The sequence below is a fragment of the Rhodococcus sp. PML026 genome (genome assembly GCF_000963615.1).
In the GTDB taxonomy this organism is placed as follows: Bacteria; Actinomycetota; Actinomycetes; order Mycobacteriales; family Mycobacteriaceae; genus Rhodococcoides; species Rhodococcoides fascians.
The window spans coordinates 55,854-71,293 of sequence record NZ_KQ031367.1 but is presented as its reverse complement, the minus strand read 5'-3'; the positions used below and the strand labels follow the sequence as shown (position 1 = coordinate 71,293).

General features: G+C 64.1%; 11 protein-coding genes. 1 reads left to right on the top strand and 10 read right to left on the bottom strand.

Annotation, left to right across the window (positions count from 1 at the left end; genetic code table 11):
- Positions 1–555: 555 nt before the first annotated feature.
- Positions 556–2,727 carry an MMPL family transporter gene (locus VF34_RS01825; protein ID WP_027498215.1) on the top strand — a complete coding sequence of 724 codons (2,172 nt, stop codon included), beginning with the start codon at positions 556–558 and terminating at the stop codon, positions 2,725–2,727.
- On the opposite strand, the gene VF34_RS01820 is transcribed toward VF34_RS01825, so the two are convergent.
- The 10 genes from VF34_RS01820 to VF34_RS01775 form a co-directional block, all read right to left on the bottom strand.
- Positions 2,721–5,297: an aminotransferase class III-fold pyridoxal phosphate-dependent enzyme gene (locus VF34_RS01820; RefSeq protein WP_027498216.1), complete on the bottom strand. Its 2,577-nt coding sequence runs from the start codon at positions 5,295–5,297 to the stop codon at positions 2,721–2,723. The genes VF34_RS01825 and VF34_RS01820 overlap by 7 nt on opposite strands.
- A 223-nt stretch (positions 5,298–5,520) precedes the next feature.
- Positions 5,521–6,450: a hypothetical protein gene (locus tag VF34_RS01815; RefSeq protein WP_027498217.1), complete on the bottom strand. Its 930-nt coding sequence runs from the start codon at positions 6,448–6,450 to the stop codon at positions 5,521–5,523.
- Between the two features lie 58 nt (positions 6,451–6,508).
- Positions 6,509–7,258 (bottom strand): hypothetical protein, encoded by a 750-nt coding sequence (locus VF34_RS01810; protein ID WP_027498218.1) that lies wholly within the window; start codon positions 7,256–7,258, stop codon positions 6,509–6,511.
- A gap of 84 nt (positions 7,259–7,342) precedes the next feature.
- On the bottom strand, positions 7,343–8,590 hold the full coding sequence (locus tag VF34_RS01805; RefSeq protein ID WP_027498219.1) for an MCE family protein: 1,248 nt from the start codon (positions 8,588–8,590) through the stop codon (positions 7,343–7,345).
- On the bottom strand, positions 8,587–9,855 hold the full coding sequence (locus VF34_RS01800) for an MCE family protein (RefSeq protein ID WP_027498220.1): 1,269 nt from the start codon (positions 9,853–9,855) through the stop codon (positions 8,587–8,589). Before VF34_RS01800 ends, VF34_RS01805 begins: the two co-directional genes overlap by 4 nt.
- A 29-nt stretch (positions 9,856–9,884) precedes the next feature.
- Positions 9,885–11,168: an MCE family protein gene (locus tag VF34_RS01795; RefSeq protein WP_027498221.1), complete on the bottom strand. Its 1,284-nt coding sequence runs from the start codon at positions 11,166–11,168 to the stop codon at positions 9,885–9,887.
- Positions 11,168–12,166, bottom strand: coding sequence for an MCE family protein (locus VF34_RS01790; RefSeq protein WP_008713869.1), 999 nt, complete (start codon positions 12,164–12,166; stop codon positions 11,168–11,170). The genes VF34_RS01795 and VF34_RS01790 overlap by 1 nt, the downstream gene beginning before the upstream one ends.
- A complete protein-coding gene (locus VF34_RS01785; RefSeq protein ID WP_027498222.1) occupies positions 12,163–13,230 on the bottom strand; it encodes an MCE family protein in 1,068 nt (355 codons plus the stop codon). Before VF34_RS01785 ends, VF34_RS01790 begins: the two co-directional genes overlap by 4 nt.
- On the bottom strand, positions 13,227–14,582 hold the full coding sequence (locus VF34_RS01780; protein WP_008713865.1) for an MCE family protein: 1,356 nt from the start codon (positions 14,580–14,582) through the stop codon (positions 13,227–13,229). The genes VF34_RS01785 and VF34_RS01780 overlap by 4 nt, the downstream gene beginning before the upstream one ends.
- Positions 14,579–15,439, bottom strand: a complete 861-nt coding sequence (locus VF34_RS01775) for an MlaE family ABC transporter permease (protein WP_027498223.1) — start codon at positions 15,437–15,439, stop codon at positions 14,579–14,581. Before VF34_RS01775 ends, VF34_RS01780 begins: the two co-directional genes overlap by 4 nt.
- Position 15,440 lies beyond the last annotated feature (1 nt).

Genomic DNA, 15,440 nt, shown 5'->3' with positions numbered 1-15,440 from the left:
GCTGGTCGCAACCAGACCGAATCCCCATCACAGCGGCCCGAAAACGTGCTTTCGGGTAACAGCGATCGAGAGGTGGACAGGAGGCAGCCAGCGCAACGTCCAAAGGTACCCCAAATGTGCGCACAGCGCAACGGGGGCATCAAAAGTAGCACCCGAGGTCCGTTCGCGCGCCGAGTCGGCAGCAGCGTGTCGGCCTTCCTCGCCGAGGCCCGAACGAACAGCAACGGTGACAGAAGACTGTGGCTGACGACCGGCAACGGTCGGTCACCACGGGGGTGCTCCTTCACGACAAGAGTGACCCCTGCGCCTTCCTTCGTCAAGAGGTCCGCGGGAATCCGCTGCCGCTATGGCAATCGGCCGCTGCTTCTGATTGTATTTCTTCTGTCGCAACCGGGGGCGGCGTCGTTCTGTCATCGGACGTGCTGTGTGACAGATCTTCCTCTGTGCCACAGACAGATTCACGGAGCACTCACATCACGTCTCGCGGGGGGACAACATGGTCACGGTGGTAAAAATCGGCGCTGCATGCAGGTGTCGAGCCCTCGGCAGCCCCGCGTGAGCAGGGGTTCGCCCGTCGTCGAGTTCGTCATCGCCCGTGCGCGCTGGGTCCTCGCTGCCGTGGTGGCAACCGTCCTGCTCGCCGGAACCTGGGGCCTGGGCGTCGTCGACGAACTCAGCATCGGTGGCTACAGCGATCCCGGGAGCGAGTCGGCGAAAATCGACGCACTCGTCGAATCCCGGTTCGGTCGCGACGTTCCGGACATCGCGGTGATCTACACCCCGACGGACGGGCGGACGGTCGACGGGATCAGGGACGCGGTGGCGGCAAGCCTGGCCGGAATCGACGCGGGTGTACTGGCCCGCGACCCCGTCACCTACTGGACGGTGCCCGACGCCTTTGCTCCCGGACTTCGATCGTCGGACGGCAACTCTGCCCTCGCGGTGCTGACTCTGACCGGCGACGAGGATCGGCGCGTCAAGTCCTACCAGGACCTGCGTGAGAAGTTGACGATCGATGGCGCGGACGTGCAGCTCGGTGGATTCTCGGCCGTCTTCGACGCGTACAACGAGCAAGCGCGGGCAGATCTGGTGCGAGCCGAGATCATCACCTTCCCGATTCTGCTGGTCCTGCTCCTGATCGTGTTCGGCGGACTCGTCGCCGCAGGAACTCCGCTGGTGATCGGCGGACTGAGCGTGCTGGCCTCCCTGGCCGTGCTGCGAGCGGTGAACAGCGTCTCCGAGGTGTCGGTGTTCGCGACCAACATTGCATCCCTCGTCGGACTCGGAATGGCCGTCGACTACAGCCTGTTCGTGATCACGCGGTTTCGCGAGGAGCTGCGCAACGGGCACGGAACGGTGGATGCGGTACGCTGCACGATGTCCACCGCCGGCCGAACCGTGGCGTTCTCGGCACTGCTGCTGATCTGTGCATTCATCGGCATGCTCATCTTCCCGCAGGCAATGATTCGCTCACTGGGCATCGGCGGCATGGCAGCGGTGGCCGTCGCCGCCGTGATCTCGCTGACCGCGTTGCCCGCCGCACTCGCCCTCCTCGGCCCCCGCATCGATTCGCTGAGCTGGCGCACTGGTGCGATCGACCGCGGCGAGGCACGGGCGCAGAGGTTCTGGGGCACAGTCGCAGACCGCGTGATGCGCAGGCCCGTCCTCGTGGCCGTTGCCATCATCGGCGTGCTGGCCGTCCTCTGCGCACCCATCTCCGGAGTAGCTCTGGGCGACCTCGACCACACGGGTCTGCCGGCGGACTCACCCGCCCGGATCGCCACGCAGAAGCTGATCACCGAATTCACCCTCGCCAACAGCAGCGTCACCGTCGTCGTCGAATCGGTCACCGACCAACCGCCGAGCCCTGCCGCGGTCTCCGAAGTCACCGCTGCAGTCGGCCGCGTGGACGGAGTCACGGCCGCGTTTCCCAGTGGCAGCACCGACAATCTGACCGTGGTCGATGCCATCATGAACTCGGCCGATCGCACCCCCGCTGCACTCGCGACACTGGATGCGATTCGATCGATCCCCGCTCCTGCCGGGACGACGCTCGGCGTAGGCGGCAGCACCGCGCAGAGCGAGGACGGCATCGACGCGATCTACTCCACCATTCCCTGGATGCTGGCCATCATGGTGCTGGCCACATTCACGATGACGACACTGGCCTTTCGTTCGATCGTGCTCAGCCTCAAGGCAATTGCCATGGCGATGGTCAGCCTGGCGGCCACTTTCGGTGTGCTCACCTGGATCTTTCACGACGGCTACGGTGCCGGGCCGATCGGCGTCACTGCCGGCCCTCTACAGTCCACGATGAGCATCCTCGTCATGGCGGTGGTGTTCGGCCTGTCCACCGACTACGAGATCTTTCTGCTTTCACGCATCGTGGAGGCCCACGACAACGGAGCCGGCACCAGAGAGGCAGTCCGCCTCGGGGCCGCTCACACCGGACGCATCGTGACGGCCGCAGCGCTGCTGCTCATCACCGTCACCGCGTTCTTCTCGTTGTCCGAACTGTCGATGATGCGACTGGTGGGTATCGGCATCATCGTCGGTCTCGTCATCGACGCCACCATCGTGCGGATGATGCTCGTGCCCGCCCTCGTCGCGCTGATGGGAAACGCGAACTGGTGGTTGCATCCCACCCCGACACGACCGACTGGGACTGGGCGGGACGGGGCCGGGGTTCCCGAACTCCCGGGAACCCCGGCCCCCGCCGACTACTGACTACCTTCGCGCCACCGAGTGGCCTCGGCGAGCGCGAACCCATGGACGTCGGCCAGCTCACCCAATCGTTCGACGCTGTCACCGTCGAGAGTGGTGCCGATGCTGCGGAGGTCGAACTCACCCGACAGGGCGATCAACATCGTCTCCGCCATGCAGGCATACGTCAGACCCGGAGCCAACCCGTAGGTCAACCCGAAATCCGAACCCGACGGCACCCTGACGATGCCGCCGTCGAACACCGTCACGTCCGGCCGCTCACCGCGCACGTCTCGGCCGATGTTCGGCGGCTGCGCAACATCGCAGACGATGGCACCCTCCATCAGGTCCGTCGGATCGATCAACGCATGCGGCGCCGATGTGGCTGCGATAACGATCAACGAATCCTGCACCGCAGCAACGGGATCGGTGAAGAACTCGAGGTGCCGCGACTTGATCAGATCATCCATGTCGCCGTTCATCTCGTGTGCAGCAACGGCAAGATTCCCCGTGCCGGACCCGCCCGTCGCACTCGCCACCATCTCCTGCGCGGCCGCCCACAACTTCGGCGCGACGACCGTGCTCTCACCCCGCCGACCGACCAGGGCGATACTGCCGACCTCGCCGGCCAACTGCTTGCCGATGGTCCGACCGATGGCCCCGGCAGCACCGAGAATCGTCACTCGGGCCTGCGCTACGTCGATTCCGCGTTCCCGGCACACGCGTCGAACAGCCCGCAGACTCGCTGCGGCGGTGAACGTGTTGCCGGTGGTGATCGGACGCGACCTCGCGCCGAGGCCCAATCCATTACCGGTGATGACCGACGAATAGCCGCCCAACCCGACGACCGTCGCACCGCGCGAGATCGCGAGTTCGACGGCGCCGCCCACCACGCGCAGCGCCTGCTCGGTCGGCAAGTGCAGCAATTGTTCCGAGGTGTAGGGCAACCCGATCAGGTCGCCGTGTGCCTTGGCGTCCCCTCCCCCGACGACCCGGCCACTGCCGATGACGAACGACGCAGGGTCGAGCTCGGATGTCGACGCAGCGAACCTCTCGAGCAGATCCTGTCGCTCGCCATGATGGAAGACGTCGAGCGCCGGGTCGAAGGCGGCGAAGAACTCCAGATTCAAGGGGTGCGCGATGAACGCGAACCGCCGATCGGTGCGACGAACGGCGATATCGGGGATGCGGCCCGGGCGGAGCGCAGCGAGCGACGGTGGGGTACCGACGGTCGGACGGCCCAGAAGGTGCCCGAACAATCCGTCCATGTCCCCCATCGCCGCGTAACCCAGCGCACGGTCGAGTGCTGCAATCAGCCGCGAGCACTGCACCGCCGACACAGTCAACGGCGGTTCGATCCGAATCACCCTGTTACCGAACAGAGTCGGAGCCACCCGGATTCCCTCGACGTCGAGCAGGTACGAACAGATGACCGCCGTCAGGTTGTGTTGCTGCGCAATCGAACCCAGTAGCGACTGACGTCCCACGAAGTTCACGTCGGCGGTGAGCTCGATGCCGAGCAGGAGCCCGCGACCACGAACACCGGTGACCACGGACGGATACTTCTCGGCCAACGCATTCAGATCCTTCGACAATTGCCGGCCGAGCACGGCAGCGTTCGTCACCACTGCGCCGTCGTCCCGGGTCAACTCGTCGATCACCGCGATGCCCACCCGAGCCGCCAACGCGTTGCCCGCAAACGTCGACGTGTGGCGCAGCGCAAAGCTCTCGTCTACCAACTTCGGTGCACACAACACCGCACCCACCGGCACGATCCCGCCACCGAGCGCTTTCGCGACGGTCAGAATGTCGGGCACCACCCCCTCGTGTTCCGACGCGAACATCCGGCCGGTCCGGCCGAGTCCCGTCTGCACCTCGTCGAGCGCCATCAGCACTCCGTGCCGATCACAGATCTCCCGCACTCGCCGCAGATAACCGTCGGGCGGACACACCACTCCGCCTTCACCCTGAATCGGCTCCACCAGGAACACCGCGTAATGGCCCGGCGCTGCCGACAGGGCCGCGTCGAGCGCGCCCGAATCACCGAACTCGATGTGATCGAAACCCTCGACCGGTGCGCCGAACCCGGCCTGATACTTGACGCTTCCGGTCGCAGACAGTGCTCCGAGCGTCTTGCCATGGAAACTGTTCCCGGTGGTCAACACGCCCAACCGTCCGGTATGCGACCGCGCGATCTTGAGCGCCACCTCCGTAGCCTCGGTACCGCTGTTGACGAACGTCGTTCGCGTCAACCCGTGAGGTGCGATGCGCCCCAACCGATCCGCCAGTTCCCCTGCCGCCGTCAATACCGAGGGCTGCACGAAAATTGGCTCCCCACTGCACCGAACATCATTGATCGCCTGCCAGATCGGCGTAGGTCCGTGCCCGAACGGCAGTGCGCCGTACGCCCCCGCGAAGTCCAGATAGCGCCGGCCGGAGGCGTCGAACAGGACTGTTCCGTCGCCGCGCACGTACTCGCGATCCAAATTCAGGGCCGACAACAATCGGTACAGTTCGGGATTGACGTTCTCGGCGAAGCCCGACCGACCGGACCTCGATTCCAGCACGGACAATTCGATAGTTGTGTCAGTCATGACCAGCATGCTCCGTATTCATCGGATCCATCCCTGGCTGTCGAGCGTCGAAATGGTTGTCCCGAACAACCAGGGCTCGTCACAAGCCAGGACGCAATCGCGATATTAATCCCGTCGTGCACCGGCGACAGATGAGCGACGAACGCACGAAAAAGCCCCATCCGCGCAGCGTTACTGCGTCGAACGGGGCCGATCCGAAAAGCGGGGCCAGCGAATCCCGGTACTACTGGTCGTCGATTGCCGACAGCTTCCAGGTGCCGTCGACCTTTTCCATGTTGACCGTCAACGGGCCCTCGGCACTACCCGAAGCAACGCCGTTCTGTGTGGCGCTGATGTTCACATTGGCGATCAGCTCGGCACTGCCGTCCTCCAACCGCGAGACGCCGATGTCGGTCACCATGGCCTCGGTTCCTGTCATCGTCTGCACCACAGCAGATTTGGTGGTGTCGGCGGTGGAGTTGAACTCGTCGAGCATCGACTGATTGAGGACCGCACGGGCGGCATCGAAATCGGCATCGATCGTCTCGGCCTTGTACGTGTAGAGAGTCTGAAGCGCATCGGTCGCGGCAGAGGTGACTTCCTGAGTGGCTGCAGAATCCACCCAGGCTGCATTGTCAATCGTTGCGAATGGCTTGAACGACGCCACAGCAGCGAAGGCACCGAGCACCACGGCAACGGCCGCGACGACAAACACGTGCTTGTAGCCGATTCCCGACATCGACCTGCTTTGCGTGGTATCCGCAGAATTCGCGTCGGACGCTCCGGACTCGATGAGAGCAGGCTCCGAGTCGGCCTTGCCGGTTGCGGTCTCGCCTGCGGCCGGCGTGTCGGTTGCGGTGTCGTCGACGGCGGGCTTGTCGGTTGCGGCCTCGTCGACAGCGGTCTTACCGCTGCCTGCCTTGCCGGTACCGGACTTCTCGAGCGAGGGTTTCGCAGCGGAGGACTCGTCGGCGACAGGCGTGCTCGATGCCGGTGTGGTGGGCGCGGGTGTGGTGGGCGCAGGAGTGGTGGGCGCAGCGCTGTCGGTTGCATCCGAACCCTTCACGGCGCTCGAATCCGCGTCGGGCGCTGCCGACTTCCCGGCTCCGGCGACCTTGCGACGGACTTTGCTGGTGGTCGTGGGTGGAACGATCTTGCGACGCTGGGGAGGCACTACAGAACTCCTTCGAAACTCACTGCACTACAGACGGAAACGACACTGCCGGGCAACGTCAGTTACCGCCGGAATCCGGCTGTGGAGCCGGCGTTGCTTCCGCGCTGGGGGTGCCCGCATTCGGGTCTGCCGCATTCGGATCTGCAGCATTGGGGTCTGCCGCATTCGGATCTGCAGCATTGGGGTCTGCCGCATTCGGGTCGGTAGCACCAGGCTCCGTCGGGATGACGGGGTTGGTGTTCGGGTTGTCCAGCGAGATCCGTGAACCGATCGGGTCGACCTTGTTGGTCTTCCACACCCCGTCGATCTCTTCCATGGCCAATCGCATCGTCAGCTTGCTCCGCTCGACGCGATCGGGCCAGGTGGTCGTCGTCGCGATGACAACGAGCGCCTCGGCGGTGTTCTCGTCGGTACTGAGCTCGGTGATCGCTGCGTGCAGAACCTCTGCCTCACTCTTGGCACCGGACTGACGAACCTGGTCGGTAATGCCCGACCGCGTCTGCTCGAGGTCGTTGAGCATCAGGTCGCCGGTGATGGACGACTTCATGTTGTCGAACGACTGATCGATGGTGGCCGCGTCGACCGTGTTGAGGTTGACGGCCGCTTGCTGAGCGCCGGTGAGAGCCGCGTCGCGGGTGTCCGCCATGGGCTTCTGGCTGAACAACGCCTTGCCCCAGCCGTAACCGAAGAACACTGCCGCTGCGAGCGCAACCACGGCGATCACGGTCACGACCGCAAGCAGAATCTTCGCTGTCTTGTTCTGCCCCGGAGTCGCTGGGGACTCCGGGGCTTCGGTGCTCGAGTTCACACTTTCCACCCTACTACTCGGTAATATCTGGCCGAACCGCTCTCGGCCCGACGATAGTGCTGAGCAGCAGTTTCTCCGATTTCACTACTTCGGCGTGACGCCGATCAGCGGTGCCAACTGGGTGGCGATCGGGTTGAGGTTCAACTTCTCGGGATCGACCTTGGGCTTGAGGTCCCACGGCTGCGGCACATCCGGATCGGCGAACACGATGCGGTTCGCACTACGAACGCCCGTCACGCTGCCCTGAGGTGTGGCGCAGTTCGCGTCGAGGTTCAGCGGGTAATTCTCCCGAGTCGGATCGAAGTTCGGGTTCTTGCGCTTCTCCTCGTCGAGGATCGCCTGGCTGCCCTCGTAGCCCACCGTGCACGGGGGCGGGTTGTTGGTCTCGAGCAACAGGCCCTGATGGATCGTGCCGTCGTCCGGGACGATGGTGGAGATGCCGGCACCGAGGGCAGGCAGGAACGTCAGGAACGGACGAAGCGCGAAGTACCGGGGTTCGGCCTGCGCAGCAACAAGTGCCAGGTTGTTGATATCGGTCGTCAGAGCCGGACCGGCATCGGTGATGAGACCACCGAGCTGATCGCCCGCCGCTGTGCCGGTGTCGATCAGGCGACGGATGTCCGGATCGCTGGACTTCAACTGAGCCGTCACCTCATCCAAGCTGGTGCTGAACTGCCGAATCAGATCCGACTGCTCGGACTGCGTGTTCAGCACCGGCACCGCGTCGCGCACCAGCGCGAGCGTCTGCGGCAGCGCCTCGTTGCCTGCCTCCGAGATGTTCCCGAGCGAATCGACGAGAGACGCAAGATCCGTGCCCTTTCCGTCGAACGCCACACCGAGCTCGTTGACGACTCGCGTCAACGTATCCAGCGGTACCGACCGAACCAGCGTGTTCGTGTTGGCGAGAACCTGTTCCACCGGCACGGGTGTGGTGGTGTCGGCCTCCGCGATCTGCGAACCGTCGACCAGGAACGGGCCCTGGTCGGTCTCGGGTTGCAGGTCGACGTACTGCTCACCGATGGCCGACCTGTTGGCCACGACGGCCTTGGTGTCGGCAGGGATGTCCGGGCCGCCGTCGTCGAGCATGAGCGCGACTCGGATCCCGTCTTCCGTCAGTTCCAGATCTCCGACGGTTCCCACCGGGACACCTCGGTAGGTGACCTCGGCGTTGGAGAAGATGCCACCGGAATCGGCGAGGTTCAGATCGACCTGGTACTGCCCGAAGCCGAGCATGTTGTCAAGTCGCACGTACTTGGCACCGACATAGACCGACCCCAGTACGGCGACCACGACGAAGAGGACCAATTGAATGCGAACCAGTCTCGATCTCACTGTCCAACTCCGAATCGCTCGAGCAGATCGTTCAACGGTGCGAACGGATCGGCCGGTGCGGGCGCGGCGGCCGCCGCTGCCTGCTCGTTCGCAGGTGCACCCGGACCGGGAACCGGTGACGGGATGATCGGCGGCAACGGCAGCAGCGAGATCGTCGGCCAACCCGGGCGCGGTCCGTTGCCGTTGTAGTACGGATTCGACGGGTCGACGACGGGCAGCGTGTTGCCGTACTTGGGCTGGATGTAGACCGGATCGCCCTCCCCGACGCCGAAGTTGCGCAACGCAGTTCCGATCGACAGGTCGAGCGAAAGGAACAGGTTCGCCGAGTTGCCCTCGATGATTTTCTCGGTGCCGTCCGCGAACGGCAGGGTGGGGATCACCGCGAGCGAGCTCACCACGTCGTCCGCCGAATCGGCCAGGGCCTGGAGCGTGGGGCGTAGTGCCCGCAGGTCCGCGATGAGATCGTCCTTGGAACGGTCGATCACGTCGGTGCCGACGGCTCCGAGACGGTCGAGCGCTCCGAGCATCTCGGTCAGCTGCGGGCGCTGCTGCTCGAGAACCTCGGTGGCGATCGGCAAATCCTTCAGCACTGCGTCGATCTTGTCGGTCTGCGTGTTGACGCGGCCGCTGAGAGTGTCCAGCCCGTCGATGGCGCGGGTGATGTCGTCACGCTGCTGGTTGAGGCCGTCGATGAGGGTGTTCGCTTGCTGCAGAAGCTCTTTGGTTCTGCCTTCGCGACCGTCGAACGCCGTGCTCAGTTCCTTGACGATCGGCGAGAGCTGCCCGACACCGCCGCCGTTGAGCAGCAGCGAGAGCGCACCGAGTACCTGTTCGATATCGGTGGCATGGCGGGTGCGATCGAGCGGGATCGTGGCCCCGTCCTGAAGACGCGCTGCTTCCTCGTCGCCAGGAGGTGCCGAGAGCTGCACGAACTTCTCGCCCAACAGGTTGGTCTGTTGCACCGATGCGATCGCGTTGGCCGGAAGGTCGACGTCGGAATTCAAGATGACGTTGACGTCGGCGGTCCAGCCGTCGTTCGGGACCGTTATCGAGTCGACGCGGCCGACCGAGACGCCGTCGACCTTCACGGTCGACTGCGGGACGAGGTCCAGTACGTCGTCGAACTGCACCGTCAGGTTCAACGGGTTCTCACCGACGTCGGCACCGCCGGGCAGCGGTATCGCGTAGATGCCGGCCGACGAGCATGCTCCGGCCGACAGCGCCACCACGCACGCACCGGCTCCGACCACCAAAGAACGCTTCACTCGAGCTCGATTCCGATTCACAGAGGCTCTCACTGTCCCCCACCTCCGATGTACGACTGCTCCAGTCCGGGCATCGAGCTGTTTCCGAGCCTGGGCGAGACGACGCCAGGCACGGTGCCCGGCACGGACACGTTCTGCTCGATGTCGTTGGTGAGAACGCCGAACGGCAGCACGATCCGGTTCTGGTCTTTGATCGGGGCCTGGATCATCGTGGTGATGTTGGAGCACTGATCGATGATCGGCTGAATCTGCGCACCGAGTGCTTCGAAGCGCGGATCACCGGGAACCAGCTTTCCGAGATCGATGAGCTGACACAGGGTGCCGAGCGGATCCTGGGTCTCGTTCTGGAGATTGGCGCGCGTGGCGAGCGTTCCCGACTCGGCGTCGTAGGCGTTTACCAGGTTGCTGATGGCCAGCGGCAGCAACGTGAGCGTTTGCACCAGCTGCTCGCGGTTGTCGGCGAGTGTCTGCGTCGGAACCGTGAGACCGTTCGCGGCATCGGTCAGTTGGGTCCGGTTGTCCGCGACGAACGTCGCCACGTCGCCGAGCGAGACCGACAGCTGTTGGAGTGCAGCTCCGAGGTCCTCTCGCTGCCCCGACAGGAAACCGGTCAGGTCGGCCAACTGGGTGTTGAAGTTGCGTACCTGCTGATCGTTGACGGCCAAGGCGCTGACGAACGTCTGCAGGTTCTTGATCGTGTCGAACACGTCGGTGCGCGAGTCACTCAACGTTCGACCGGCGGCCGAGAGCTGGGTGATGCTGTTGCCCAACGCTTCACCGTTGCCGTCGAGGTTGGCTGCACCGGTGTTGACCAGATCTGTGAGAGCGCCGTCCTTGTTCGCGCCGTCCGGACCGAGGGCGGTGGACAGGTCGTCGATGGACTTGTACAGCTCGTCGACCTCGACGGGTGTTGCGGTGCGATCGCGACCGATCGTCGCGCCGTCGGCCATGGTGTCGCCGCCGGTGTAGGCGGGTGAAACCTGGACGTAGCGGTCGGCGACGAGCGACGGGGTGACCTGCACGGCCTTTGCGTCCACAGGAATGTCGACCCCACGGTCGACGCGGAGGACGACCTCCACGTCTTCGCCTTGCGGCGTCACGGAGTCGACCGTACCGACCTTGACGCCAAGCACGCGCACCTCCGAGCCGGAATAGATGCCGATCGACTTGTCGAAGTAGGCGGTGATCTTGGTCGTTCCGGCCCTGGTGAACAGCCACCAGCCGGCGACCGCGAGGACGAGCGCCACGGTCACGACGACGGCGATCAGCGCGAGCTTGTTCTTGCTTCTCGGTGCTGTCTGCGTGTCTGTCATCAGTTCCCCGCCAACGTATCGAGCGAGGGCTGGCGGTAACCAGGTATCAACGGAACTCCGGGCGGTGTGAGGTTTGCCAGCGTGATGTCTATCCACCGGCCGTTGCCGGTCAGATTCGTGTACAGCCGAATGAACGGTTCGTACAGCTTCAGCGCACGGTCGAGGTTGTCGTTGTTGCGCTGCAGGATCTCGATGGTGCCGTTGAGCTGCTGCAACATCGGGTTGATGGTGGCCTCGTTGTCGCGAACCAGGCCGGTCAGCTCTTGCGACACTCGCTGAGTGCCGGTGAGCAGCTGCGAGATGGCCTGCTGCCGATTGTTGAGCTCTTCGAGAAGCGGGCCCGCGTCGGTGATCAGTTGGTTGAACTGCTCGTTGCGGTCGGCCAGCACCTTCGAGGTCTCGCCGGTGGCCTCGAACAGCTTCTTCAGTTCCTCGTCACGGCTGGCCACGGTCTGCGATAACCGAGTCACACCGTCGAGCGAGGCACGGATGTTCGCAGGCGTCTCGGAGAACGCCTCGGACAGGGTCCGCATGCTCGTCGCCAGCTGATCGGTGTCGATGTCGCTGATGGTCGAGGCCGCAGCGGAGAACGCGTCGATCACGTCGTACGGGGACGTGGTGCGCTCGAGCGGAATCGGGTCCTTGGGGCTCAACGTCTCCGGACCGCTCGGGTCGAGCGCCAGATATTTCTGCCCCAGCACAGTCTTGATGGCGATGGCCGCTCGCGACTCGTTGCCGACCCAGGCGTCCTTGACCGTGAAGTCCACGAGCACCCGGTCGCCGTCGAGACGCACATCGGTGACCTTGCCGACCTTCACGCCCGCGATACGGACCTCGTTGGGCGGCTTGAGCCCTGCTGCCTCGCTGAACTCGGCGGTGTACACCGAACCCGCACCGATGATCGGGAGCCGGTCGAGAAAGAAGACCGACATCGTGGCGAGCAGGATGATTGCGATACCTAGCGCACCGATGGTGGCCGGACTACGACGAGATTTCATTGCTTGATCCCCCCAGCTTTGCAACGCGCTGCGGAGTTCGTGTACAGCGGCTGGTTGACGGTCGGCAGCCCGGTCGGCAGATTCAGATTCGGCGAACTACCCGGTCCGGCGACGATGTCGATACCGCACAGATAGAAGGTGAACCAGGATCCCTGCTGGGCCGTGCGAATGAGCTTCTCGAGTTTGACGGGCAGAATTCCGAGGACCGTGTCCACGTCGTCGCTTCGTCGGTTGACTGTCTCGGCCAACGTGTTCAACGCAGTCACCGAACCCTGGATCGACGGCCTGGTCGGCTCGAGCAGGTCGGCGGTCGCGTTGGTCAGGCCGGCGAGCGACGTCACGGCGGAGCCGACGACACCACGGTCGGCCGACAGGCCCGAGACGAGCTGCTGCGTGTTGACGATCAGGCTGTCGAGCTGCCCGTCGTTCTGGTTCACCGTCTCCAACACGTTGTTCAGATTGGTGATGACCTGCCCGATGACCTGATCCTTGTCGGCGACGGTGTTGGTCAGGGTCGCCGTATTGGTGACCAGTTCGTTGATGGTGCCCGACTCCCCCTGGAACACCTGAATGATCTGGTACGACAGCTTGTTGACGTCATCGGAGCTGAGCGTGGTGAACAGCGGGCGGAAGCCGTCGAAGAGCGTGGTCAGGTTCACCGCAGGCTTGGTCCGCTCCAACGGAATGGTGGCACCGTCGGTGATCTTCCGACCCTGATCTCCCGAACCCTGCTCGATGGCGATGTAGCGCTGGCCCACCAGGTTCCGGAATCGGATGGTCGCCGTCGAACTGGCCGGGAGCCAATCACGACTGCTCAGAGTGAAGTCCACCTTGGCTTCGCGCTCGTTGGCGATCTCGATCTTGTCGACCTGGCCGACACGAACGCCCGCGATACGAATCTCGTCGCCCTCGTTGAGAGACGTGACGTCCGTGAACACAGCCGAGAACTTGGTGCCGCCGCCGCCGCTGGAATTGGCGATGGTGAAGGCAAGGGTGGCCGTAGCAATGATCGTAATCACGGCGAACACGACCAACTTGATGATCGGCGCGAGAAGGCCTCTCATGGCACGGTCACCTCCACTCCTCTCAGTGCCGGTGCGCCGATAGCGGCCGCCCACGACGGAATACTGTCCGGTGCAACACCACTCGCCTGTCCGTAGATCACGGCCAGAGTGTCGCGCTCGAAGTCGGAGCCCTCGTAGCTCGCCGGCTGCGCGGATGCGGAGACGGCGGGAACGATGGAACTCTGGGCAGACTTCGGTGGTCCCTGTCCTTCGATCACCTGCGGGCCCGGGTTCCGGGTCGGCACCTGGTAGGAACCGTCGTTGATCGAGCCTCCCGGATACTGCGGGAAGAACTCCCCCGGCGCCGCGGGCTCGAAACAGGTGGCTCCGCGATCGTCGAACAAGCGCGGCTCGTCCTGGTTCGGCAAGTAACGACCCTTCGGGTTGACGAACGGTGCGGAGACGTTGATGCCGGGGTACTCGTCGCCCTCACCGAGTACGACTTTTCCGCGCCTGGCACCTTCGGCGAAATAAGTGAACGTGCAGCCGAACGTCGGGGAGAACTCGGCCAGCAGCTCGAGCGCTTCCCGAGAGTTCGCGGCCAATCCGATCAGGTTCTCGGAGTTGGTCTGTAGAAAGTCCGCAGTGGTGTACGACGCCGAGGTCAGGGAGCCGTACAGCGTGTCGAGGCTGGACTGCCGCTCGACCACGGTGTTGCCCGTCGTCCGCAAGTTGTCCAGCGCCGAGACCAAGTCCGGTGCCGCGTCTGCGTAGGTCTGCGAGAAGTCGGCCAGCCCGACCAACGTCTGCTGGATGTTCGGCAACTCCGTGTTCAGACCCGACACGATGTTCGTCAGGTTGTCGATGGTCTGGCCCAGTTGCTCACCGCGCCCGCTGAGGCCCTGCGCCAACGACCCGAGGGTGTTCGCCAGATCCTGTGGCGGAATCGCCTGCAGCAGTGGAAGCAAGCCGTCGAGCAACTGCCCGACCTCGATGGCGTTTCCGCTGGTGTCCTGTTTGAGGACCGTGCCCTCGGAGATCGGCGACGCCGCATCGTTCTCGGGCACGATCAACGAGACGTAGCGCTCACCGAACAGTGTCTTGGGAAGCAACCGTGCCGTCACGTTCGACGGAATCAGCGGTGCCTTGTCCGGATCGATGGCGAGCTGCGAGGTCACGACGCCGTCGACGGTGGACGCCGAGCGCACCTCGCCGACGATCATTCCGCGCACCTTGACATCCGCGTTCATCGGCAGCGCGTTGCCGACCGAGTCGGTTTCGAGGCTGACTTTCACCACATCTTTGAACGTCTTGTTGTAGGACGTGATGCTCCACCCCAGGAACAGGATGAGCACCAGGAAGAACGCCAAACCGAGGAGTACTCGCTTCAGTCGCGACGGCGAGTCGATCATCCCGCAACCCTCACTGTGGTGGTCGTGCCCCAGATGGCGAGGCTCAAGAAGAAGTCCAGTACGGCGATCGTGACGATCGCGGTACGAACGGCACGGCCCACTGCGACGCCGACACCGGCAGGTCCGCCAGAGGCGTGGTAGCCGTAATAGCAGTGGATCATGATCAGGACGAAGGCGAATATCAGCACCTTCAAGAACGAATACAACACGTCTTCCGGAGGTAGGAAGAGGTTGAAGTAGTGGTCGTAGGACCCCGTGGACTGCCCGTTGAAAATGGTGCTGATCCCTCGGGATGCGACGTACGACGCCAACAGCCCGACGATGTACAGCGGGATGACGGCCACGAAGCCTGCGATCATGCGGGTGGTCACGAGGAACGGCACGCTGGGTACGGCCATCACCTCGAGCGCGTCGATCTCCTCGGAGATTCGCATGGCACCGAGCTGGGCGGTGAAACCACAGCCGACGGTGGCCGAGAGTGCCAGTCCTGCGACAATCGGCGCGATCTCACGGGTGTTGACGTACGCGGACAGGAATCCGGTGAGCACGGAGCTACCGAGCTGTTCGAGGGCTGCATAGCCCTGTAGACCGACGACGATGCCGGTGAAGCCGGACATCATCACGATCACGCCGATGGTCCCACCGATGACGGCGAGCGCACCGCTGCCGAAGGTGACCTCCGCCAGCAGGCGGAGCACCTCCTTCTTGTAATGCACTGCGGTCTTGGGAATCCACCCGATGGCCCGCAGGTAGAACGACATTTGCTCGCCTGCGCGGTCGAGCACGTTGAGCGGGGCGTTGCCGACGCGCTTGACGCGCATCAGCGTGCGGTCACCGCGACCTCTTGCGATCGTCATC